At 61.0% G+C, this 23661-nt stretch carries 19 protein-coding genes; 6 read left to right on the forward strand and 13 right to left on the reverse strand.

The annotated features are described in order from the left end of the window. The first annotated feature begins 37 nt into the window (after positions 1–37). Complete coding sequence (locus ROS217_RS15990; protein ID WP_009818828.1) at positions 38–997, forward strand: metallophosphoesterase family protein; 960 nt, start codon at positions 38–40, stop codon at positions 995–997. Between the two features lie 106 nt (positions 998–1103). Then, entirely contained in the window at positions 1104–2843 is a 1740-nt protein-coding gene (locus tag ROS217_RS15995) for an ABC transporter ATP-binding protein (protein ID WP_009818830.1), read from the forward strand. Here ROS217_RS15995 and ROS217_RS16000 read toward each other — a convergent pair. Genes ROS217_RS16000 through ROS217_RS16015 form a run of 4 tightly spaced genes read right to left on the reverse strand, consistent with a single transcriptional unit; the run spans position 2840 to position 6601 of the window. Then, positions 2840–3967, reverse strand: a complete 1128-nt coding sequence (locus ROS217_RS16000; RefSeq protein ID WP_009818831.1) for a mitochondrial fission ELM1 family protein — start codon at positions 3965–3967, stop codon at positions 2840–2842. The genes ROS217_RS15995 and ROS217_RS16000 overlap by 4 nt on opposite strands. Next, positions 3960–4913, reverse strand: coding sequence for a lysophospholipid acyltransferase family protein (locus ROS217_RS16005; protein ID WP_009818832.1), 954 nt, complete (start codon positions 4911–4913; stop codon positions 3960–3962). Before ROS217_RS16005 ends, ROS217_RS16000 begins: the two co-directional genes overlap by 8 nt. Positions 4914–4957: 44 nt before the next feature. Then, the gene (locus tag ROS217_RS16010) at positions 4958–5605 is read right to left on the reverse strand and encodes a sterol desaturase family protein (RefSeq protein WP_040650665.1); all 648 of its coding nucleotides are present in this window, start codon (positions 5603–5605) and stop codon (positions 4958–4960) included. 27 nt (positions 5606–5632) lie between these two features. Next, entirely contained in the window at positions 5633–6601 is a 969-nt protein-coding gene (locus tag ROS217_RS16015) for a lysophospholipid acyltransferase family protein (RefSeq protein WP_009818834.1), read from the reverse strand. A 238-nt stretch (positions 6602–6839) separates the two neighbouring features. Between ROS217_RS16015 and ROS217_RS16020 the strand changes: the two genes are divergently transcribed. Together ROS217_RS16020 and ROS217_RS16025 are read left to right on the forward strand one after the other, a co-directional pair. Beyond that, positions 6840–7991: a GNAT family N-acetyltransferase gene (locus ROS217_RS16020; RefSeq protein WP_198134898.1), complete on the forward strand. Its 1152-nt coding sequence runs from the start codon at positions 6840–6842 to the stop codon at positions 7989–7991. A gap of 48 nt (positions 7992–8039) precedes the next feature. Beyond that, positions 8040–8846, forward strand: a complete 807-nt coding sequence (locus ROS217_RS16025; protein ID WP_009818836.1) for a nucleotidyltransferase family protein — start codon at positions 8040–8042, stop codon at positions 8844–8846. 135 nt (positions 8847–8981) lie between these two features. Here the strand turns inward: ROS217_RS16025 and ROS217_RS16030 are convergent, their stop codons facing one another. Next, positions 8982–9911 carry a sulfotransferase domain-containing protein gene (locus ROS217_RS16030; RefSeq protein ID WP_009818837.1) on the reverse strand — a complete coding sequence of 310 codons (930 nt, stop codon included), beginning with the start codon at positions 9909–9911 and terminating at the stop codon, positions 8982–8984. A 151-nt stretch (positions 9912–10062) separates the two neighbouring features. Between ROS217_RS16030 and ROS217_RS16035 the strand changes: the two genes are divergently transcribed. Then, positions 10063–11163, forward strand: coding sequence for a mitochondrial fission ELM1 family protein (locus ROS217_RS16035; protein ID WP_254656445.1), 1101 nt, complete (start codon positions 10063–10065; stop codon positions 11161–11163). A gap of 30 nt (positions 11164–11193) precedes the next feature. On the opposite strand, the gene ROS217_RS16040 is transcribed toward ROS217_RS16035, so the two are convergent. The 7 genes from ROS217_RS16040 to ROS217_RS16070 form a co-directional block, all read right to left on the reverse strand. After that, on the reverse strand, positions 11194–12144 hold the full coding sequence (locus ROS217_RS16040; RefSeq protein WP_009818839.1) for a hypothetical protein: 951 nt from the start codon (positions 12142–12144) through the stop codon (positions 11194–11196). A 191-nt stretch (positions 12145–12335) separates the two neighbouring features. After that, on the reverse strand, positions 12336–13292 hold the full coding sequence (locus tag ROS217_RS16045; RefSeq protein WP_157046625.1) for a hypothetical protein: 957 nt from the start codon (positions 13290–13292) through the stop codon (positions 12336–12338). Between the two features lie 75 nt (positions 13293–13367). Continuing rightward, complete coding sequence (locus tag ROS217_RS16050; protein WP_009818841.1) at positions 13368–14366, reverse strand: diacylglycerol/lipid kinase family protein; 999 nt, start codon at positions 14364–14366, stop codon at positions 13368–13370. Position 14367: 1 nt separating this feature from the next. Next, positions 14368–15516, reverse strand: a complete 1149-nt coding sequence (locus tag ROS217_RS16055) for a mitochondrial fission ELM1 family protein (protein WP_009818842.1) — start codon at positions 15514–15516, stop codon at positions 14368–14370. Beyond that, complete coding sequence (locus ROS217_RS16060) at positions 15513–16496, reverse strand: sulfotransferase domain-containing protein (RefSeq protein ID WP_009818843.1); 984 nt, start codon at positions 16494–16496, stop codon at positions 15513–15515. The genes ROS217_RS16055 and ROS217_RS16060 overlap by 4 nt, the downstream gene beginning before the upstream one ends. 93 nt (positions 16497–16589) lie before the next feature. Beyond that, a complete protein-coding gene (locus tag ROS217_RS16065) occupies positions 16590–18548 on the reverse strand; it encodes an acyltransferase family protein (RefSeq protein ID WP_009818844.1) in 1959 nt (652 codons plus the stop codon). A gap of 48 nt (positions 18549–18596) precedes the next feature. Next, positions 18597–19274, reverse strand: coding sequence for a class I SAM-dependent methyltransferase (locus ROS217_RS16070; RefSeq protein WP_009818845.1), 678 nt, complete (start codon positions 19272–19274; stop codon positions 18597–18599). A gap of 413 nt (positions 19275–19687) precedes the next feature. Here ROS217_RS16070 and ROS217_RS16075 point away from each other — a divergent pair, with 413 nt between their 5' ends. Then, a complete protein-coding gene (locus ROS217_RS16075; RefSeq protein ID WP_009818846.1) occupies positions 19688–22600 on the forward strand; it encodes a calcium-binding protein in 2913 nt (970 codons plus the stop codon). Between the two features lie 35 nt (positions 22601–22635). On the opposite strand, the gene ROS217_RS16080 is transcribed toward ROS217_RS16075, so the two are convergent. Next, complete coding sequence (locus tag ROS217_RS16080) at positions 22636–23556, reverse strand: LysR substrate-binding domain-containing protein (protein WP_009818847.1); 921 nt, start codon at positions 23554–23556, stop codon at positions 22636–22638. Between the last annotated feature and the right edge of the window lie 105 nt (positions 23557–23661).

A 23661-nucleotide genomic window follows, 5' to 3' on the forward strand; every position in this document is an offset into this window, starting at 1 on the left:
TGCCCGGCACGTCCAACCGCAGACGGACATCAGACACATGACAGGGCAGGTGCGATCCGACCCAGAGACAGGCGCGGGTATCACGCTGGCGCATCTGTCGGACCCGCATCTGCCGCTGACGGGGCCGGTGCCATGGCGCGCGGTGCTGAACAAGCGCGCGCTGAGCCTCTTGTCGTGGCACCGCAAACGCCGCCATCATCACCGGCCAGAAATCCTAGCGGCGCTAATCGCGGATATGCAGCGTCATGCGCCAGACCTCATCGCGGTGACGGGGGATCTGACCAACCTTGGGCTGGAGAGCGAGTATCGCGCCGCGCGCCGCTGGCTTGAGAGCTTGGGTAATCCGGCGCGCGTCATGGTCATCCCTGGCAATCACGACGCGCTCATCCGGGGCGCATGGGAGGCGGGCGCGGCCCAGTGGCACCCCTATTGGCAGGGCGATGCCGCACCCGCGACGGCCCATGTGTCTGACGCCTTTCCGTATATGCGGCGGCGGGGGATGCTTGCCCTGATCGGCGTATCGAGCGCCGTGGCCACCCCCCCGGCCTTTGCCAGCGGCGCGGTCGGTCCGGCGCAATTGGCGCGGCTTGCGCATCTGCTGCGGGCGGCGCGTGACGAGGGCCTCTGCCGGGTGATGATGATCCATCACCCGCCGCTCGATGGCACGGTATCGGCGCGCAAGGCTTTGCGGGATGGGGCCGCGTTGCGCCGGGTGCTTCAGGCAGAGGGCGTGGAACTGGTGCTGCATGGCCATAGCCACCGCACCCATCACCAGACGCTTGCGACACGCGATGGGGCGGCAGCGGTCATCGGCGTGCCCTCGGCCTCGTCCCTCTCTCCCGAAGCGGCGGCCTATCACCTCTACCACCTCACGCCCATGTCCGGGGGTTGGGTGATTGACGTCACGGCACGGCACGCGACACGCGCTGCAGAGATGGCAGCGAGGCACCGCACCCAGTTGACACTGGCGCGCGCCCATGCAGCATGCGCGCCGTGATGACACCCCACGCCTCCAATGCGGCAAGCGCCCTGCGCGCGCTTCCACCACAAGAGACCGGCGCACCCATGCGCAAGCTGTCTTGCAAGACCATGAAAGACTTCCTATGCGCCTGATGTTGAACCTCTTTCGCGCCTATCCGATGGCCAGTTTCCTCATGGTGCTGGCGCTGTTCTTTTCGGGCCTTGCCGAAGGTTTGGGGCTGTCGGCGATGCTTCCGATGCTCAAGATCGTGCTCAACACCGATCCCTCGGGCAGCTTGGCAGAACCGCCGGGACAGTTGGAACAGGTCGTGCTTGATGTGCTCGCTTGGGCCGGGATTCCCGTCACGCTGGGGGCGCTGCTGATCCTGATCGTGGTGGCGGCTACGTTCAAGGCGGTGCTGCTTTTGATCGCACAGCGGCAGGTGGGTTATACGGCGGCCCGTGTCGCCACCGACCTGCGCCTGCAAATCCTGCGCAACATGATGCGCAGCCGCTGGCATTTCTTTCTGCATCAGCCGGCGGGCAAGCTGGCCAATACGCTAGCCACCGAGGCGCAGCGCGCGGCGGATGCCTATATGAATGGTGCAACCGCGCTCACCTTTTTCATTCAGGCGCTGGTCTATACCTCGGTCGCGGTGGTGATCTCGTGGCAAGCGACTCTGCTCAGCCTGATTGGCGGCATCGTGATCATTGGCCTGTCGCATTTTCTGGTGCGCATGACCCGCAAGGCGGGCAAGAAACAGACCGAGCTCATGGTCTCGCTCATGTCGCATCTGACCGACACACTGCAATCGGTGAAACCGCTCAAGGCGATGGCGCGCGAACACTTGGTGGATGAATTGCTCAAGAACGAGACCAACCGCCTCAACAAGGCGCTGCGCCGTCAGGTTCTGGCTAGCGCCGCGCTCAACTCTGGTCAGGACCTGATGTTCATCATGGTCATTGCCTTTGGCGTCTATCTGGCGCTTGGTGTGCTGTCGATGGATTTCGCCATTGTGCTGATGCTGGCGGTGACGCTGGGGCGCGGCTATAATTTTTTGGGCAAGGTGCAAAAGCAGTATCAAAAGATGGTGCAGAGCGAGAGTGCCTATTGGTCGCTGATCGACACCAACCGACGCGCCGAGGCGGAACAAGAGCATCTGGGCGGCCACGCCACCCCCGCGCTGACCCAAGGTATCGTATTGCGTGACATCGCGTTTTCCTATGACGGCAACACCGTGCTCTCGGGTCTCGATGTGGAAATTCCCGCGCATCAGATGACAACGCTGGTGGGCCCGTCAGGATCGGGCAAGACCACGATCATTGATCTTGTCATCGGCCTCCTCCGGCCTGAAAGCGGCGAGATCACCATCGACGGTGTGGCCTTTGAGGACATCGACCTCAAGGCGTGGCGGCGTATGGTCGGATATGTCCCCCAAGAGACTGTCCTGCTCCATGACAGCATCCTCCACAATGTGTCGCTCGGCGACCCCCGGATTTCCGAGGTGCGGGTCGAAGAGGCGTTGAGAAAAGCCGGCGCTTGGGAGTTCGTCTGCGAATTGCCCGAGGGCGTTCACACGGTCGTGGGCGAGCGGGGGGGGCGGCTATCGGGCGGTCAACGTCAACGGGTCGCCATCGCCCGCGCCCTCATCAACGAACCGCAACTTCTGATCCTTGACGAGGCCACGAGCGCGCTTGATCCAGAGAGTGAGGCCGCCATCATCGAAACGTTGCGCGGCCTGCGCGAACAGCTCACGATCCTCGCCATCACCCATAACAGCAGCCTGTCGGATGCCGCCGATATTGTGCATCGGCTGGAACCTGTGACGGTGCGCAAGACGGGGGCACAAGACGGGGCTCAAGTCGGGGTTGAGGACGCCTAATCGCGCCCAAAGAGCGCGTTCACCCGCGCTACCGCGCGCGCCATGTCGCTGGACGGTGGCGTCGTCTGCGCCGCGCCCTGCGGCTCACCCAGCCAACGCATCCGGCCCGATTGCACCAACCGCAGGTGCATCTGGCTGATATCGCGCGACAGATGTTTCCAGCCCCAGCGCATCAGCGCACGATAGGCCAGCGCGCCAAGGCTCAGGTCGGGGCGGTCATGGTCCTGCCGCGCCAAGGCACGCGCCTGCGCTGGCTCTCCAATCGCCATCAACGCATCGTGTCGCATGCTGAGCGCGCCAGCCCCCAGATCGAACATATGCACGGGCTTGCCCGTCGCATAAGCCTCGGACAGCATCGAAATACTGTCGGCGGTCACGATGATCTCATCCGCCACGGCGAGAAAACCAAGATAGGGATTGTCCGGATCGTTGGGCCGAAAGCGATAAAGCTGCATCGGCACGTCGGTTTGCGCGGCAAAGGCGGTGATGGCCTCGGGCGGGGTGCGCGCGCTGGAACTGACAAGCAGCGATCCACCCCGCGCCTGCGCCAAGGCCAAAGTATCGCGTAAAAGCCGCGCAGAGGCGCGCGTCCCAAAGGCATAGGGGCCGCTTGGCCCGCCGATGTTCAGCGTAAGGTAAGGTCGCGGCAGATGCGCCAGTTTTGGTGCCCACTGCGCGCGCGCCGCGTCGAGCCGGGCCGGACCAAGCGGATGCAGGGGCAGGGCGTTGCGCAGGACATTGGGCCGGTCTGGAACCCGGTATTGCGGCGTGGTGATCACCAGATCGAACAGCGCGGGATCGGCCCAGAGCCGCCCCAGAAACACCAGCCGCGTGCGGTCGCCCGATTGGTCCCTGATCCAGCGCGCGACAGGTTCGTTGCGCATGCCCATGGAAATCACAAGATCGGGCCAAGGCGGCGCAAGGGCGTCCGAGTTGGGCAGATCCACGCCACGCAGATCGCTGCCGCGCAACAGATTGGTCCGCATTTCAAACTTGCGATAGGTCAGGCTCTTGATCTCATAGGGCCATCCAAGCCCCTGCGCCAAGGCACGCAGCTGCGTTTTCTCGCCAGAGCGGTAGGCATCCAGCACCCAGACGCGCGGCATCCCGTCCGGTTCAGGCATCGGTGGCCTGTGCGACCGTATCGCGGTTCTTGGCCCAGCGACGTTTCATGCAGATCCATTCGCCGGGATAGTCGCGTATCCACCCCTCAAAAATCAGGTTGAGGCGATGGGTCATGTCGATAATTCGCTCTTTGCGCGGCAAATCGGGATCGGCCGGGCGCAGCGGTGCCAGAACGTCGATCCGAAAGCGGGCATCGGGCAGGCGCACCGCCCGGATCGGCAAGAGCGGATAGCCGCGCAGTGCCAGCATGGCGGGCAGGGTGCTGGTGGGCGTCGGCGTGCCAAAAAAGGGCACCATTTCGCCTTGGTCAATGCGCGTGTCAAAGGCCGCGCCAACCGACCGCCCCGCCGCCAATTCATGCAAAAGTTCACGTGCGCCGCCCGCACTGGGGACCAGCGGCCCCCCAAAGGCGCGGCGCAGTGACAGGAAAAAGCCGTGCAGCCAAGGGTTTGGCTCGGGCGAGTAGATGACCGAGATGGTCAGGTCTTTCTCGCGCCCGATCAGATTGCAAAGCTGCCAAGCGCTGACATGCGCGGTTGCAAACACAATCGCCTCCTTGCGTTCGATGATGTTCAGCGCGTCGGGATGAATTGCAAATTCCAGCCTCTCCGCACGCTGCTGCCACAACCGTTCCAGCAGGAACAGTTCCGCCGCCGCAAGCCCCGTCGAGCGAAAGATAGAGCGCATCACCGCGTCGCGCTCTGCCTCGCTGGCATCTGGCAAAACATGCGACAGGTTGCGCCCCACGGTGCGGCGCTTTTGCGCGTTGCGATAGCCGAACCAGCCCAACGCCCGCGAAAAGCTCGCCGCGACAAACCGATAGGGCAGCACCCGCGCAAAGCCGAGCAAGAGGTAGAACACGCCCGCCTCAAGCATCCAAGCCGGAGTCTGAACCCAGGGAAACCGCGCGATCAGCCCCTTTGGCGTGAGAAAGAATTTAGCCATGGCAATACCCGTTCCCGGACTGTCGGCGCGGATTTCGCTTGTGCCTAGTTCCGTTCGGTGCGTTCCGGCTTGGTCGGATAGGTGCGAAAGATCATATCCCAGAGCGGCGAGCTGACCCCATAGCGGCCAGCATCATCCGAAAAATGGTGCCGCATGTGGTAATGCTTGAGGAATTTCAGCGCCGGGTGCCGCATCGGGAAATGATGCGTGGCATAGTGGATATAGTCATAGACCAGATAGCCGATGATGAAGAACCCGGTGAACGGTTCAGCCCAAGGGTAGGGCAGGATCATGTAGAACATGAGGTAGAGAACCGCGATGATCGGCAGCGCGCCCGCAGGCGGCATCAAAAGGCGAGTCTTGTCCTGCGGCGTGTCGTGATGCACGCCGTGAAAGAGATAGAGAAACCGGCGCCCCATATCGGTCTTGGCCTCGAAATGGAACAGATAACGATGCAGCAGATATTCGGCCAGCGTCCAGGTCACGAGCCCGGCAATACCAATCACCACCATGCCGCTCAGCCCGATTCCATGCACGCTAACCGCGCGCACCAAAAGCCAGACCGCGACCGGTCCCCAGACAAGCAGGGGAACGATCGGATGAACATGGCTCAACTTTTCAAGAATCGGGTTCTCGAACAGGCGCACCGACTCATCGACACGATGAGTCCGACTGGGTTGGTGATTTAACATGGGGGGCACTCCTGATATGCGCCGACTTTATACGTCTCTATATATGTCGGTTTTTGTCCGAAGAACAGAAGACGGCCAGATTTTGCTCGTGCAAAGCCATTCTCCGGGCCTTGCAGTTATCCACTGCTCGAACTTTTCGTTGATCTGACGCGCGAGGTCAACAGCCTGATTGTCGCGGTCAAGGGTTGGGTCACTGGGGTATAGGGGGGGGTGAAACCGCACGCGAAACCGCGCGCCCGGCAACCGTTCGGCCTGAACCGGCACCAAAGGCACGCCAAAGCGCAAAGCAAGCTTCGCCGGCAGAAGCGATGTATCTCGTTCCTCGCCAAAGAATTGGATCGGTTTTCCCCCGTCAACGCGCCGATCCGTGAGCATTATCGGCGAGCGGCCCTCTTTCAGAGCATCAATGAAGGCCCGCAGCCCCTCGTCCCGCGATACCAATTCACAGCCCAACGCCTTGCGATAGGACAGCATCATGCGGTCCAGCCACGGATTGGACAGCGGCGCATACATCGCACAGGGGCGCATATCCAAACGTGCAATCGCAGTCGCCATGACCTCCCAATTGGCCAAATGCGCGGAGACAAAAACGGCGGGTTGGTCAGGCAGGGAATAGGCGGGAATTTGCTCAAGAACCTCGACCTCGATGCGATTCCGCCGGGGGTCGCTGATCTTGTGCAGATTGGGGTACTCCGCCAGCACGGCACCCGCATTCGCCCAGACCTCATTGGCAATCTTCTCGATCTCTGCCGACGACTTGTCCGGCAGCGCCAGAGTCAGGTTCGCGCGCACATCCAGATTGCGCCGATTGAGGATCCTGCCAAAGATCAGGCCGAGCCTTGCGCCAATGGCAGATGCCCAAGCCACTGGAATCGCTCTGAATAGCCCCATGACAGCGGATACAACGACAAGGTCGATGAACCACAGCGTGTTCCGAGCGACAACATTATTGAACACCTTGTCACGATACGCATTTGCAAGAATGAATTTGGCCAATGAGACTCGACTTCTTCTTATTCAGTGTGGATACTTATGATGTTATTTGAGGCTAGGTGCCGGAATTGCAAGCAGTTTCCAAGGATCGTTCAGTCGCTTTGCCTCTTGGGACATGGATGACGGCACAACGCAGGTTCTGGTTGTGTCCCTTGTGATGCGTGGACAGCCTCACGATATCTGGTATCAGCCATCCGCGCGCCTCAGCGGCGGGGCCCCGTCACGGCGAGAAAGGCACTTCATGTCAGTAGCATCCTCCGATCGCGGTCAAATCCGCTTGGTCGAGGCCAAGAACGGTCAAACAATACGGGACTTTCTGCATCTCCCCGAACGTATCTACGCAGATGATCCGGCATGGATTGCGCCGCTGATCTTTGAACAAAAGCAACGTGTCTTTGAAAACAAACCCCTCTTTGCCCATTGCGAGGTTGCGTGCTGGGTGGCGTATCGTGACGGCGCGCCCGTTGGACGGATCACCGCACAGCTTGACCACCTCCAGCCCGAGGAAATTGGTGGCGGCAAGATCGGCTATTTCGGAATGCTCGAGGCGATTGATGACGCGGCGGTCTTTGCTGCGCTCTTTGAGACTGCGCAAACCTGGTTGCGCGGGCAGGGGGCCTCGTTCCTGCGCGGTCCTTATAATCTGTCGATCAACGAAGACCTCGGCCTTCTGGTCGAGAATTTCGACGATCCACCCTTTGTGATGATGGGACATGCGCGGCCCTATTACAAAGCCCGGATCGAGGAACAGGGCTTCAACGCGATCAAGGATCTTTTGACTTACAAGGTGCGCCCCGATTTCGTGGCTCCCGAGGTGATGACGAAACTGGCGACGCGCGCCAGCCGCACTGTGACCATCCGCCCCCTCAACAGTAAGGCGAAGGCGGCGGATTACGAGGCGATGCGCGACATCTTCAACGATGCATGGTCGGACAATTGGGGATTCGTGCCCTTCACCAAGGAGGAATTCGCCGAGACAGCCAAGGTTCTCTCCTTCCTGCTGTCCGACGATTACATCCAGTTCGCCGAAATCGACGGGCGCCCGGTGGCCTTTATCACCGCCTTTCCCAATCTCAACGAGCTGATCGGTGATCTGCGCGGCAGGCTCCTGCCGTTTGGCTGGGCAAAACTGCTGTGGCGGCTCAAGGTGCGCGGCCCCAAGAGCGCGCGCGTCGCGCTGATGGGCGTGCGCAAGGAATACCAGAACGCGCGCCTCGGGCCGACGCTGGCCTTTCTGGTGATCGAAGCCGTGCGCAAGGCGATGCAGCAACGAAACGTCACATCGGTCGAGATGGGCTGGATACTCGAGGATAATCATGGCATGCGACACATCATCGAGGCGATCGGTAGCACGATCTACAAGCGGTATCGCGTGTACCAGAAACCGCTTTAGACGGTCCGAGAACCGAACAAGACAGCAAGTCGCTGAGAAAGTAAGACCGTGAAAGATTTTGCTTCCGTAATCCTTGCGGGCGAACGGGCAGACCGTGACGCCCTGCGTGACGAAACAGGCGTGGCCTGCAAGGCGCTGCTCGACATCGACGGAACCCCGATGATCCGGCGCGTGATCAACGCACTCGAGGCGTCAACCCATGTCGCCTCAATCCATCTCAGCGGCCCGACCGAGGCCTGTGTCCAGAGTGATGCCGGGCTGGCCGGTCTCATTGAACGCCGCGTGGTGGACTGGACCGCCTCCGGGGCCTCACCCAGCACCAGCGCCCATCAGATGCTCAGCCGCTTTCCCGGAGATCAGCCGGTCTTGATCACCACCGCCGACCATCCCTTGCTGACCGATGAAATCGTCGATCACTTCTGCCGCGACAGTGCGACAAGCGGCTGCGATGTGGTGATCGGTCTGGCCCCCTATGATCTGGTCCGCGAGACCTATCCTGACCTGAAAAAGACCGTTCTGCGCTTTCGTGACGGTGGCTATTGCGGTTGCAATCTCTTCGCCTTCATGACCGAAGACGGGCGCCGCGTGGCCGACTTTTGGAAACAGGTAGAGCAGGAGCGCAAAAAGCCACTTGTGGTGATCCGCCTCCTCGGTCTCTGGGCGCTGCTGCGCTACCGACTGGGCTGGCTCAGCCTTGACCGGGCGCTCGCCGGGCTGTCCCGCAGGGTCGGGGTGCGCATCGGCGTCGTGATCCTGCCCTATGCCCATGCCTCGGTGGACGTCGATTCCGTGTCCGACTACGTTCTGGTGCAGCGCTACAGCCAGGAAGCCTCGGCGAAACACTCCGACGCGTGAACCGAGACCAGAGCGTGAGACGGGCCTGTTGCTGACATGAGCCGCAATGCCCAAAGCGCGGAATCAAGGCGCGAAGCGCCCGTCCGACCCGCCGGCGGGCACCACATGGCTTATCGCTTGGGACCAACGTCCCCGTCAGCCCCCAGTGTACCCGAACACCGGATCAAGGACGTCTTCGACCATCGCATCCACCACCAGCAATTGCTCGGGCGTGAAATAGTCGCGATAGCCGCCCACCTTGCCGCGCCGCACCTTGAAGGAGTCGGGGTTGCTTTCATCGCCCGGCTTGACCCGCTGACCACTGCCACGCATGCCATCACTCGTCGCTTCGCGCTTTTTCATGTTCTCATAGGCGGCATAGTCCTTGGCCGCTTCGAGATCATCGGGGCTGGGATCAATCCCGGTAAAGCTGACCACTTGGCGCAACACCTCCGCCGGGTCGCTGCGCAAATCCTCATAGCGCACGACCAGCACGTTATCCCCTAATTCTGGCACCGAGCGGGCCCAGACGTTGAACGCCTCGACAATGCGCGGGATGCCACACGCAGGATTGCAGACGAAATCGAAAATCTCGACGTCGGTGCCATGCGGCGGATAGGCGTTCAGCACCTTTTTCCGGGGCAGCATGCGATACCGCCATTGGAAATATTGCGACACCGCCACATCCCGCGGATCGCGCACCAAAAGCACCAGCTTCTTGCCTTTGTAGTACTCCAGATTATCCCATTGGCCGACATAATCCCGGATATAATTGTTATGACTGAACAGAACCTTTGGTGCGTTCGGGTTGAGCCGATGGAAATTGTCAAACTCCAGCATGTAATCGGTCTCGAGACCGAAATGCAGTTGGTAGAACCGCGACAGCATGACCCGGAACCACGTCCGCCCGCTCTTGCCCCAAGACACCAGCGCCCAATCCGCCGCTTGCAGCTTGGCAAATTCCTGTTTGCCACGCAGGCGGCGTTCCAGGGCGATCTTCTTGGCTTTGGGCCAGAAGAAGAGGGCAGTGAGCGTCAGGTGACGCGAGGCCACCTCCCATATCTCTCGGTAGGATGTATTGGTCATATTCAGGCAATCTAGTCAGGGATCAGGGTTTCGTGCGTTGCTCATAGAGGGTATCGCTCGGTCTTTGTATGGGTAATTTTGTCCGCAGGTGCGCCAGAGGCTATTCTGTGTCATGGCTCGGGCCGCATCACCCAAAAATAGGAAGATGTCTTTGGATCGCAACACCGCATCTCTACAGCCTGTGGTCTGGTGTCTCTTGGGGCGCAAAGCGGGCGACAACACGCAAGTGCTGGCCTTGGCCGAGGCCTTGGGGTGGCCCTTTGAGCGCAAGACGATCCTGGCCCGGAGTTGGGAACTCCTGCCACATCTTCTGCTGGGATCCACTCTGCTTGGCATCGACCGGACCTCGTCTAGCCCGCTCACCCCGCCTTGGCCGGATTTGGTCATCAGCGCCGGGCGCCGCAACGAGCCGGTGGCACGCTGGATCAAGCACCAGTCGGGGGGCAAAACGCGGCTGGTGCATATTGGTCGCCCGTGGGCACCGCTGGAGTGTTACGATCTTATCGTCAGCACACCGCAATATTTTCTGGACCCTCGCGCCAATGTTCTGATCAATCCGCTGCCCATGCACCAATTCACCCGTGCGACGGTGGACCGGGCCGCAGCAGAGTTGGCCCCGCAGTTCGCGCATCTGTCACGCCCCTTTACAGCCGTTTTGATCGGCGGCGACAGCGGCCCGTTTGTCTTTACCCCGGACAAAGGGCGACATCTGGCCAAGGGCGTGAACCGGCTGCTGCGTCAGACCGGCGGCACAGCACTGGTGAGCGGCAGCCCCCGCACCCCCCGCGCCGTGGCCGAGGCGGTCGTCGCCACCCTCGACGTGCCCGCCCAGACCTATTGGTGGCATGACCGTGACACCACGGCTTCCAATCCCTATGCCGCCTATCTCGGGCTTGCGGATCGGTTCGTCGTCACCGGCGAGAGCATGTCGATGCTGGCAGAGGCGGCAAGCCTCGACCGTCCACTCTATGTCTTTGACCCCGGCGATCCGCAGGGGGGCTGGTGGTCGCATCCGCATAATTTGCGTCCCAAACCGCTGAGCCACGCGCTTGCGATGCGCTTTGCCCCGCGACGCATGCGCCGCGACATCTCGCGTATCCAAGCGGCTCTGGTCCGGGATAATCAAGCGCGATGGCTGTCCGAAGCCCCCGATCTCATCGCTCAAGGCGAGACATGGACAGAAAAAATGCGCTCCGACCTTTCGGGCGGAGCGCAGCATGCGGCGGTTAGAATTCGCGCGCTTTTCTCATAGGCGCAGCCCGAAGCCGCGCCAGACTTTTGCTCAGGCTGCCTTGGCCAGATCACCGGTGCTCAACGGATGCGCCGGGGCGGCGGGCAGGCTTGGCACACGCGCGATGACTTCGAGAGCGTCGTGGCGCACGTGGTTGTCTTCCATTTCCTTGCGCAGGAACTCTTCCGTCAGCTTGCCTTGCTCGACGCATTCCTTGACCAGACCCCAGAAGAAATTCTCCTGGTTCTTGTCGGGATGCACTTTGTAATTGCCCATCAGGCCGTATTCCCCGAAAATTTTGCGACGCAGGCGCAGAATCCAGGCGGCTGGCGGGAACAGACGGAACCGCTCTGCGGGGCGCCAATCCACCGGAAGGCCGGTCTTCCACGGCTGCGTCTTGCGGCGCGTGGTGTGCAGCATCTTGGTGTCGGTGGTGAACTTGTCGAAATCGTTCCACTCGTTTTCGATGAACTCCAGCGTCGTGGGGTCTTCGTTGCGCAGACCGATCCAACGGGAATAATCGTGGTCGCCGTCAAACATCGCGTTGAACTGCTCTTCGACCTTCCAATGCTTCAGCTTGGCACAATCCAGCAGCATCACCGAGCTGGCATAGGCCTTGTCGATGAGACCCTTGGTGCCAGAACGCATGCGCGCCATCACGGCCTTGCCCTTCATGTCGCGGCTCAGCAGGTCCCAGATATCGGCACAGGCAAAGACATCGGGGTCGATGACCACGGCGCGGCCTTCATAGCCCATCAACTCGGGCGGCATAAAGCGGGTCGGCGTAAAGGACTGAAGATCCTCATTCAGCCAGACACGCTTGACGCCGTCGCGCATGTATTCCTGACCTTCACGGGCCATGAAGAACGGGTAGTCACGGCTGTTGACGATATGCACGTCAAACTTGTCGTTGTTGGTGGAATAGCGGCGTAGCGCATGTTCTGCGACAATCGCGCCGACGATTTGCTTGTGGTTCGTCTGAATGAATACTGCGTGTTTCATGATAGGGGATCCGCAACCTCGGTTTTTTGTTCTGAGCGGCTCTATACATGACTTTTTCCAGAGACGCCATGTCCAGAAACACAATTAAAATTGTCATGTATTTGATCTGGATCATGGTTTGACCCTCTGGACCGACACCTTTGAAACATAGCTCGCGTCAATACGCGGGTTTTTGCTCATGAATGGCAGGTCTAGCGAAACACACCACGCCGATAGAGCTGGCGCATGAATCCCCAGATATAGATCAAAGGCCTGCGCCGGACTTTATCGGGGATCTCGACCACCTGCCCGGAATGGCGTGAGAGCTTCCAGGCCAGATAATCCAGCCCGCCCTCAAAAGTGAAAAGCCCCTTGATCAACCGCGCGACCGACAGCGCCTTACCCTGCACCCGGCGCACCGCCCAGAGGAATGGGGCCAGACGGCGCGCCCGCACCGATGCGTGGCTCTGATAGGTCAGACTGCCGCCCCGGTCCTCCACGTGCAACACGTCCGCCAATCGCGGCTCCAACGCCAGCGTCATGGCCTCGAAGAAGGCGCGGCCATGTCCTGCCAGCTCCGCCGCACGCCCTTGCCGTTCCGCCCGCAATTCGGTGGCGTAGCTGAGCGCCAGAGCGCCTTGCCACAAGGCCTCCAGCGGTCCTTGCGGCGGCAAGGCCGGGATCGCCCGCCGCAAGAGGGTTTCCCCCGCGCGCAGGAACGCCGCATGCAGCCGTTGCTCTATCATTGCCGAGCGGCACCAGACCGGTTTGACCGGCTGCGCAAACCGTCCCCAGAGGTAGGATTGAAACCAGCCGGGACCGGTGCCGCGCTCAAACTGCCCAAGGCTGAGAACGGCATATTTGCAGCGCACGGTCTCAGTGCCCAAGGGGGTCTCAAGGTAATAGACATTGGGCGGCAACAGACGCCCTCCGAGCCTTAGCCAGAGGTTCGGTTCCGCCTTGGGCGTGGTCTCGACCAGCACATAGAAATCGACCAGCCCGTCCAGCAGATCGGTGCTGCGCAGACACGATCCATAGAGGATCACCGCCTGAAGACCATCGCCAAACCGGGCCTCCAACGCGACCATCAAGGCGCGCAGCGGCGCAGAGGTCTCCAGCGTCGGGCCATCCGGCGTCGGGTAATCGGCGGTGGGCTGTTGGCCTGTCATGGACCTGGCTTGATTTGCATGCGACATCTCATGTCTGGTTATACGTCCCCCGCGCGGCAGCAAACAAGCGTTGCCCTACCGAGGCCGCAAGAACCGGATTGGCCCTTCGGCGCGGATCACGAGCGGCACATCGGTCCCGGAAGTGGCGAAAAGCTCGCCATCAAGGTTCAGCTCGCCGTCAAAGCGCAATTCGAGGCGCTCGCCGCGAAAGCTCTCATAGCCGTTTTCTGCCGTCACATGCCGGTTGGGACGCCCACGCAACACCGACGGAAAGGCGCGGGCAAACCGTCGCGCACCGCCCCGGATCGCCGTCAGACCAATGGGCGCCGCGTCCTTGGCCCAAAAGGGCCGAATGCCGAGGAAAAGCCGCCCCAGCGTGCTGGCCACGAGGATCAGCATCGGGGCTGTGTCGCGCGTGACATCCGCACCCGTCCCGCTCTGCACCGTCATGGCAACATGGGTGGGCTGATAGAACCGCGGGTCTTGGCGGATCAATCCCCAGACCGAACGGATGAGGATAATCCCAAGGCTGATCTCACCGCCCAGCCCGCGCGAATGCACGTTCTTATGGGCAAACCGCGTGGCCTGCATGATCGCCCCGGTTCCCAGAAACATGCCGTGGCGGATATGGCCATCCGCCGCCCCCGTCACCCGCATGATGTGGCGCGTGCGAATGTCGCCTGACAGCGGCGCGCCGCGATCCAGCCAGCGAAAAAACCGCTTCAACGCCCGGCGGTGCGACGAGGCGGTGCCAATATCCCCTGCCGTCATATTCGCGGTGCCACCGGGCAGGATGATGATCAACGGCAGGCTGTCACGCGGCCAATGCGTCAGGATCATGCCCAAGGCAGCGGCAATCGTGCCGTCGCCACCGTTGATCACCACCACATCGGGCTGTGCTGCGGCCAGGTCCGGCACAAGCGCCTCGGCCTCTTGTGGAGAGCGGGTAACGTGATGCGCGACCTGCGGATAGGCCGCCAGCCGCGCCTCAATATCCACCTGCCATTTGCGGTTATTGCCGCTCGTTGGGTTGCTGATCATACAAATGCGGGTCGCGCCGCTGGTCTTGCTCATGTCAACGCCCCGACAAGAGCGGATCAATCCGCGCAAGGATGCGCGCCACATCGCCATCCGTTGCCGACAGGGCCGGACGGTCGCCGATGCCCGCGCTTGGCTCGCCCATCCATGAGGCCAAACCGCGATCAATCAGGATTTGATGAAAGCCGGGGAAATGCCGGGTCTGTTGTAGCAACCGCATGTGGTAAAGCCCGCGCGCGAGTGCAAGACGCAGCGCCTCGCCCGGCCCCTCGTTGCGGCGCGCCTGAAACATCCACGCCGCCGCCCGCCTGCGCAGATCATCAAGCTTGCCCAAGCCGCCATAGGGCAGGGCCACGATTTCCAACGCTTTGTCCAGACGCGCCACCTCGACCAGCATCGAAATGCTGTCGCCGGTCACTACAAACCGATCGGCAAGGGCAAGCAGGCCGGTATAGGGGTTTTCACTGTCCGGCTGGCTCCAGTCAAAGCGCTGCACCCCGTCGGACAGGCCCTCCGTCACTCGGTCCAGAAACCCCTTTGGCGTGCGCCGTGAGCCAACGATATAGGGCGTGCCGCCCTCGGCCAGCACCTGCGCCATGCGCGCACGCAACCGCGCCTCCATCTCGGCATTATAGACAAAGGGGCTGGTCGGCCCGCCAATGAGAAACACCACCAAAGGACGGGGCAGGGTGTCCAGCCGCGCTTGCCACGCTTTGCGCCCGGCCTCTAGCCGCGCTTCACTGATCTTCATCAGCGGCAGATCAATCTGCATGACGTTGTCGAACGGCGCAGGCAGGGTCTCGGAACTCGTGACGATCAGATCGAACTGCGCCATCTGATGCGAGAACCAGCCCGCAGGCTTGCCCACCAGCACGATCCGCGTGCGCCCGCCCGATTGCTTCTTGATCCAGAGCGCCACATTGGCGGGGCGTCGGCCACGTGTCAGGATCAGATCGGGCCAGGGCGGCTCGATCGGATCACTCAGGCTCTGATCAATGTGATAGAGCGTCGGCCCCACGCGCGGCTTTCCGACCACGAATTGCGGCAACATCTCCAGATGCCGCAGGTCCGACACCCAGCCGCGGTCCCGGGCCAACGCCTCGGCGACAATCTCGACCTGAGCATTGTCACCGCGCTTGTCCCCCAGAACCCGCCAGATCCGGGGTGGTGTCTCGGACTGACTCATTCCGCCGGTTTGTCCGCTTTGGTCGTCACGCCATAGCGGTAAACCGGGTCCAGCCGCGCCTCGACCAGCGCGTCGATCACCGCCACCTGCGCATCGTCGAAATAGTCGCGATAGCCGCCCACCTTGGCGCGCCGGGTCTTGTAGCTGTCGGGATTGCTCTTGTCGCCGGGGGCGACGCGCGCGCCACTCAGGCGGAAACTGCTGTCGGCCTCTTTCTTCTTCATATTCTCGAAATCCGCATAATCCACCGCCTCTTGGATCACGGCGGCATCGGCGGGAATCTCCAGAAACTGCGCGACCTCGGTCAGCACCGTCTGGGGATTGGCGCGCATATCCTCATAGCGGATGAGACAGAGCGCGCGCATCTTGTCCATTTCCCGCGCCCAGATATTCATGAAGTCGATGATCTTGGGCAGGCCACCACCCTCATGCAGCACGAAATCATAGATCGAGGTGTCATCCCCATGGGCCGGATATTCGTTGAGCAGCTTTTTTTCAGAGGGCATACGAAACCGCCACTGAAAGAACTGTGACACCGCCACATCGCGCGGGTCGCGCATCATCAAGAGAACTTGTTTGTCGTAGAAATCCGCCTTGCTGTCGGTATGGCCAGTGAAATCGCCGATGTAATTGTCATGGGTAAAGAACAGCCGCGGCGCGCGTCGGTCCATGTTGTGAAAATTGTCGAACCCGATCAGAATATCCTCGGGCAGATCATAGACCTGTTGATAGAGCCGCGAGATCATCACCCGCAGCCATGTGCGCCCGCTCTTGCCAAAGGACACAACCACGGCATCGGCGCGTTGCAGGCTGGCGAATTGCTCGCGGCCGCGCATCTGGCGTTCAGCGCGGATGCGCTCGTCTTGACCCGCACCTTTCATATCCATCTTGAGCTTGAGCAGGCGCCGACTGGCCTTGCGCCAGACGACCTTGCTGGCCTCGGGAAAGGAGGCGCGCAGCAGGCGGAGAGTGTCACGCATGGGCTTGGGCCTTTTCTGCCGGTTTCACGCCGGGCGGTCGCAGTGTGACCGGTTTCGAGGGTCGCTTACTCATTCTACATCCGATTTGCCATATCAAAAGCGTGACTGCGTGAGCAGAGCCTTGCCCTGCACCAGATCGGCGATGGTCGGACCGAACAGGCGTTCGCCGCAGGGGCTGAAATGATCCACGTCCCAAAAGGTCAGGCAATCGCCCTGTAACAGCGTGTCTTGATCGAATGCGAGCGCCTCCAGCAGCGAGACATAGCGATAGGCGCTCTGCCCCTCGGTCTCGGCCCTGAGCCGCCCCTCCAACGCCTCAAAATGCACCAGCGCCACCGGGTTGAAACGCAGCCGCTCGGGGCTGTAATTACCAGGGTTGCTCAGGTCCACCCGCGCCTCGGCAAAGGGGCCAAGCCAGAGCACATCAAGCCCCTTGGGCAAGCGCGCCAGATAGGCCGAGGTGAGGGTAATATTCTCGTCAGCAATCCGCGCCTCGGTGCCCGGCTCAAACGCCGCGTCAGTGTCACCTTCGTTGCGGTGATCGAGAATGTAATGCGAGCCGGAGACATGAAAAACCACCTGTGCCACGGCGTCGCGATGCGCCTCCAGAAACGGGATCGCCGCCTCATAAGAGCATTCGGGCTTGTATTTATAGGGTCTGCAGCCGCCGCGCGTGAGGGCCACAAGAAACGGGAACTGCTCGGTGCTGCGCAGGGCGTTATAGACATTCTCGGCATGAGAGTCCCCAAGGATGAAAATTCCCGGCCCATGCCGTGCGGCGCAGTCCTGCAACCGCGTGCCGAACTCATCCTTGATCTCTTCGTTGCGAAAGCGACAGCCGTCATCGGCCACGCGCGCGCGGGTGGCGGTCGGGCTAAACCGCTCATAATTGGCGCGCGTCACGGGATCGAGCCGGTTGGCAAGGTAATGCGCGCGAAACCCGTCGGTTTCCTGCCCCCAAAGGCCCAGACCGCCCAGCACCGCCATGCACACGGCCGCCGTGCCAAACAGGCGCAGGGGCGGCAGCGCGCGCATGCGCCGAAACGGTCGTTCAACATAGCGCCAACTTAGGCAGGCAAGGACAAAGGCGAGCGCACAGGCACTGAGCATGAGCCCAAGGTCGTCGCGCCCGGTTCCAATACGGGTAAAGACCAGCGCCGGCACATGCCAGAGATAGAGCGAATAGCTGACCAGCCCGACAAAGACGACCGGACGCCAGCCAAGCAGGCGGCCCGACAGGCTCTGCCCCTTGGCACAGGCGATGACCAGAGCCGCGCCAACGCAGGGCAAGAGTGCCGCCAGCCCCGGAAATTTCGTTTCAGTGTCAAAGGTGAACACCGCCCAGAGAATGAGCGCCAAACCCAAAAGCGCGCCGTGACGCCAGCGGCCGCTCTCGCGCAGGGCCGCCCCTTGCGGCGTGGCCAGCCAATAGGCGATGACAACGCCCACCATCAGCTCCCACAGACGCGCATAGAGCAGGAAAAACGCGCGCGCTTCATCGCCCCGCGCGATCTGCCATTGCGCAAGGGCAAGGCTGAGAAGCGCCACCGCGATGAAAATGCGGACCTGCCACTTTGACCCGGCACGCCATGTCAACAGCACCGCCATCGGAAAGATCAAGTAAAACTGCTCTTCGACCGACAGGCTCCAATTGTGCAAAAGCGGCTTGAATTCCGCCGCCGTCGCAAAATAGCCGCTGACCTCAAGGAAATAGACATTGGCGAAAAACACGGTCGAGGCCGCCATACTGCTGGAAAACTCGGCCATTGCCGATGGGTCGAGCAGCAGCCATGCGATCGGATAGCTGATCCCCATCATCGCAAAGAGCGCCGGAAAGATACGCCGGATGCGGCGGCCATAGAACCCGGCCAGCGTAAAGTGGCCCGCCGCACGCTCGGCCAGGATGATCGAGGTGATCAGATAGCCCGAGATGACAAAGAACACATCCACGCCAACGAACCCGCCGGGAAACCACGGGCTGCCCGCGTGATAGAGCACCACCGGCAGAATCGCGACCGCGCGCAGACCATCAACTTCGGGTCTGTATTTCATTGAAACACCACTCATGATCCCTGCGCGTTCCCCGGCCAGCCGACCGGGTCACGCCATCCGTTCGACCGTTTGATACGCCTTCTTACGGTTCTTGGCGAAGCCGAACTTCTTCTTCCGCCCGGTCGCCGTCGAGGTGATGAGCCGGAACGACACATCCGTGTGCCGCATCGCAATGGCATGAAACAACCCGGCCCACCAATCCGGTGACTTGACCGTGCAATGCACATTCTGTCCGTTGGGCAGCACCTTGACCGCCGGGTAGCACGCGACATTGGCATAGAGAAACTTGCGCGCATAGCTGAACATCTCGTCCACGATCCACGGCACATCCGGTGTGGTGATATGCTCCAGAACATCGGTGCAGATCACGCCGTCATATTGGCTATCGGGCAGATCCTTGAACGGCTCATGCCCCGGATCGTAACAGCGGATGTCGCTGATCCCCCAATAATCCTGAATGCTGCTGGCCGTGTCGCCATTCGACAGGGCGATGTTGCGCTGGTCATAGCCAGCACCTTTGCCTGCCCCATAGTCGAGAATACTGCGCGCGCCCGTCCGGTCGATCATCTCCTTGATGCCCGGCGTGTGCCGGATCAGCATCTTGCCCGGAAATGTATCCTTGCCAGATTTCTTGGCGATACTTTCGCCTTCGGTATGCAGCGTCTCGTACATGGCAACCATGTCAAGGTATTCAGGGCTGGGGTTGCCACGCGCATATGCCGTCATTGGGACTTCCGTTCTTGCAAAAATAGGGTCTGTTTACCGATTTGACGCTCTCATAGAGATTAAATGCGGACGTTTCGACATGAAAATCGTTCAAGGGGGCCTGAAAGCGGCAAAAGACCGCTATCTTCCGCTTCATCCCGTCAAACCCGGATGGTCCAGAGGGCATGGCCACGATCGGCCACCACAGTGGGTGAAGCCATGAAGTGCGCTTCAGAATCCACTCACTTTTATAGAGAAGCTTTCTAGGCAACTCTTCTTAAAGTAGTATTCTGAAACTCCAGATTAATTCCTTCCGTTTCCCAAAAACTTTGCACGGTTCTTGCACGAGCATCTGAGACACAGGGCAAATTAACCAATAGGCCTTTGTTTTTTCGAAATACTTTCCAAGTCTACGTCTGGACGGACTCCGATCAATGCTGCATATTGTTGACCAAACAGATGAGACGTCAAGGACCGAAATCTCCTCAGAGATGTTTGGTGCCAATCTCACGCTTACCACGGATGTATCCTTACGGCAGGACGTCCTTGATCGGTTTGGCGAGGCCGGAATCACCAATCTCAGGTATCCCGGCGGCACGATCACCGAAACCCATTTCGATATTTCGGATATCGCGGGCGGAAGCCATAACCGGATGGTCGGATCCTACGAGAACTCCGGCGATCTGGACTTGATCGCGTTTTCCGACTTCATGGATCTGGCCGCCTCACTCGGGACGAGCACGACGCTTGTCATTCCCACCTCTGTCGGCTTCACGCAATCGGCGGGCGAGGCGCTCTTGGCCGGGACCTATGGAACCCGCAGTCTGTCCGCCGACTATCTCGCGGATGTGGCGGATTTCGTCGCCATGGCGATGCGAGAGGCCGGGGCCATGGGCGTGACCGTCGATGCCTTCGAAATCGGCAATGAATTCTGGGCATCGGGACGGATGACGGCGCAGGAATATGGCAATCTGGCCGCCGCCGTATCCCAAACCATCGAAACCACCTTGCTTGATCTTGGCCTTCACCGCGCCGATCAACCGGATATCGTGGTTCAGACCCTCAGTTCGGCCGGTCTTTTCTCGCCCAATGGCGATGGGATCCTTTACGTCGATGCAACCACGGGCTTCGTTTATGACCCGCAGCAAATCGGTGATGCGGGGATACCTCCCGTCGACCAGCTCACACAGGTGGTTGTCCCCTCTCAGGGCACGGCCCGCTCACAGAACATCGCCATCCTCTCGGCCTTTGCTCAGGACACCATACCCGTGAAAGAGGGCAACGGTACCCTTCTTTCCATGGACACATCCGACGCCGCCAATGCCATCGACGGGGTGAGCGAACATTATTACCTCGACGGCGGGTTCGATGCCGCCGACACCCAAGAGCAATTCGGCTTCAGCCAAATGCAATTCTGGCGCGACACCCTCGCAGGACGGGATCCGACCCTGCCGGAATTGGACTTTTACATCACCGAATGGAACGTGCGTCGAACCACGGAGGTTGACTACGGCAACAACCGTGGTCTCCAGCAGGCCGCGTTGAATGTCGAGATGTTCTACGAAATGGTGACACATGATGTCACAGTCGCACACTTCTGGCCGTCCTTGTTCGATGTCAGCCGCTCGGTGTCGTTGGTCTGTTTCTGTCGTGGCCATCTGACCACCGCAGGCGAGGCCTATTCCCAACTGACCCAGACGATCGGCATGACACCCTCGTTGGACTTTCGGGACGCAGGCAATGTGTCGATCCACGGATTTGAGGCCGGCCCGCAAGCCCTGTTCATCCTCTCGGAACGCAGCGGAACCGAAAACACCCTGACGCTGGATTTCAGCGCCGTGCGTGATCCGTTGGATACCCTTTACCGGGTGTCTTGGTCCGAACTTTGGGACGGCGGGGCAGGGGGTCAGGATGAAGCGGCGGCCCAGGTCGTGATCGAGACAGACCTGATAGATCTCGTCAGTGCCCAAGAACTGGACGCTTTTCTGCTCACCATGCAGGCCTGGTCACTGGTCTATTTGAACGTCGAGGCTGTGACCGATGGCATCGCGGCCAGCATCGGCACCGCACGCCGGGTCGTGTCGGTCGTCACAGGGGATGACGCTCTCAGCCTCGGAGACATACCCGGCGAAGAGACGCACCATACGCAAATTCTCACACCGCGTTTCATCCTCAACGGTGGGCAGGGCGATGATACCCTTCTTGGCGGCGCGGGCGATGATCTGCTTGACGGGGGCGCGGGCGATGACGTGATCCGGGGGGATCTCGGCGACGATGCGGCAGTCTTCGACACGATCACACGCGCCTCGGCCGCGTTCAGCCTTACGAGCGAAGGGCTATGGGTCGTCTCCGCGCTTGGCACAGATGAACTGATCGGCGTGGAATGGATCGAGTTCTCCGACCAGAGGCTGCGCGTGGCTGATGTTATGGTGGAAATTCTGGACGACCCCGATGTCTTTGCCGTTGCCCTTGTGCAAGGCAGTATCCTCATCGGCACCGATCACAACGACACGCTGCTCGGTCAGGCGGGTGCAGACATGTTGTCGGGCGGCCTTGGGCACGACCATCTCGAGGGCGGCGGTGGCAATGATTCCATATCAGCCTCGGACGGGGATGATCTGGTCGATGCGGGCCCGGGTAGAGATTTCATTGGCGGCGGTCCGGGCAACGATACGATCGACGGCGGTGAGGGCGACGATGTGATCGGCGCGGGCTTTGGCGACGACAGCGCTTTGGGCGGCAATGGCAATGACGTGGTTGCAGGCGGCGCCGGCAACGACATGCTTGCGGGCGGGGCTGGCAATGACAGCATCTCGGGCAGCTTTGGCAACGACCTGATCTTCGGCAACGGCGACGATGACGACATCGGCGGCGGCGCAGGCCGTGATACGATCAACGCGGGGGCGGGACACGACAACGTGGGCGGCGGCGAGGGCGATGACGACATCTTGGGCGGCGACGGCAATGATTTTCTGGCCGGGGGTGGCCGTGACGATCTGATCGACGGCGGCACCGGCGACGATACGATCAACGGCGGGGCTGGCAACGATCTTATGATGGGCGGCGCAGGCGCGGATCAATTCGTCTTCTCCGCCTTTTTCAACGGTGAGCGCGACGTGATCCCCGATTTCAAAGATGGCGTCGACCGCCTGTTCATCCGGATCGTCAATCCGGCAACGGGCGAGGCAAACATTATCAACAACGGCAACGGAATTGCCGGGTTTGTCGAGGCTTTGGGTATCGTCGACACGGCGGCGGGCGCGGAAATGACCGTGAACGGCAACACGATCCTCGTTGAGGGGATCACGGCGGCGCAACTCACCTCGGACGATTTTCTCTTCCTCTGATCTCATGCGGATATGTTTGCGAGCCCGAAAAAGCACTACGCACCCGCGTCGCGCAGGGTGAGATCGTGCAAACTCGCCTTCAGACGCGGAGCCGCAAAATCGAGAAAGGCGCGGATCTTGGGCGCAACCAACCGCGTCTCGGGATAGACCAGATGCACCGGCTGCGGTGGCAGGGTATAGGCTTGCAACACCGGCACCAACCGGCCCGCGTGGATCAGATCGGCCACCATATAGGATAGCGCAATCGTAATGCCGTGCCCCAGCACAGCCGCTTCGATCGCCGTCGCGGCATCATTGATCTCAAAACGCGGATGCAGCGCCACGGACCCGATTTTCGAGCCGTTGACATAGCGCCACTCGCGATTTGGCATCAACCCGGTAAATCCCACCACCGCATGGTCCCGCAGGTCCGCCGGGGTCATCGGCACGCCGCGCGCCACAAGATACGCCGGACTCGCCACCAGAATCCTGTGAACGGTCCCGACCTTGCGGGCCATCAGCCCGGAATCCGGCAGCGGCCCGATACGCGCCGCGACATCGACCCCTTCCTCGACCAGATTGACCACCCGGTCGAGCAAAAGCACCGACACGGTCACACGCGGATACAGTGCCAGAAATTCGCAGACCAGCGGCGCCAGCGCCGCCCGCCCGAATGTGACCGAGGCCGTGACCGTCAGATGGCCCTGCGGCGTGGCGGCCTCTCCCAGCGCCTCGCGCTCCGCACTCTCCAGATCACTGACAACGCGCCGCGCCGACTCCAGAAACCGCCGACCGACATCGGTGATCGTGACGCTGCGCGTGGTGCGATTGAACACCCTCGCACCCAGCCGATCCTCAAGTGCGGCAACGGCCCGCGTCACCGCAGGCGGCGACAGACGCAACCGCGTTGCGGCCCGTGCAAAACTGCCTGCCTCCGCCACGGCGATAAAGACTTCGATCTCATGCAAGCGGTTCATAAATTATTACTCCTAGAGAAATAAAGTATTCCACATTTCATCTATTCTTTCAAATACCAATCTGCACCAAATTACCGCCATGCAGTGCAGGATCGCATTGCCCCT

This window comes from Roseovarius sp. 217 (genome assembly GCF_000152845.1).
Taxonomy (GTDB): domain Bacteria; phylum Pseudomonadota; class Alphaproteobacteria; order Rhodobacterales; family Rhodobacteraceae; genus Roseovarius.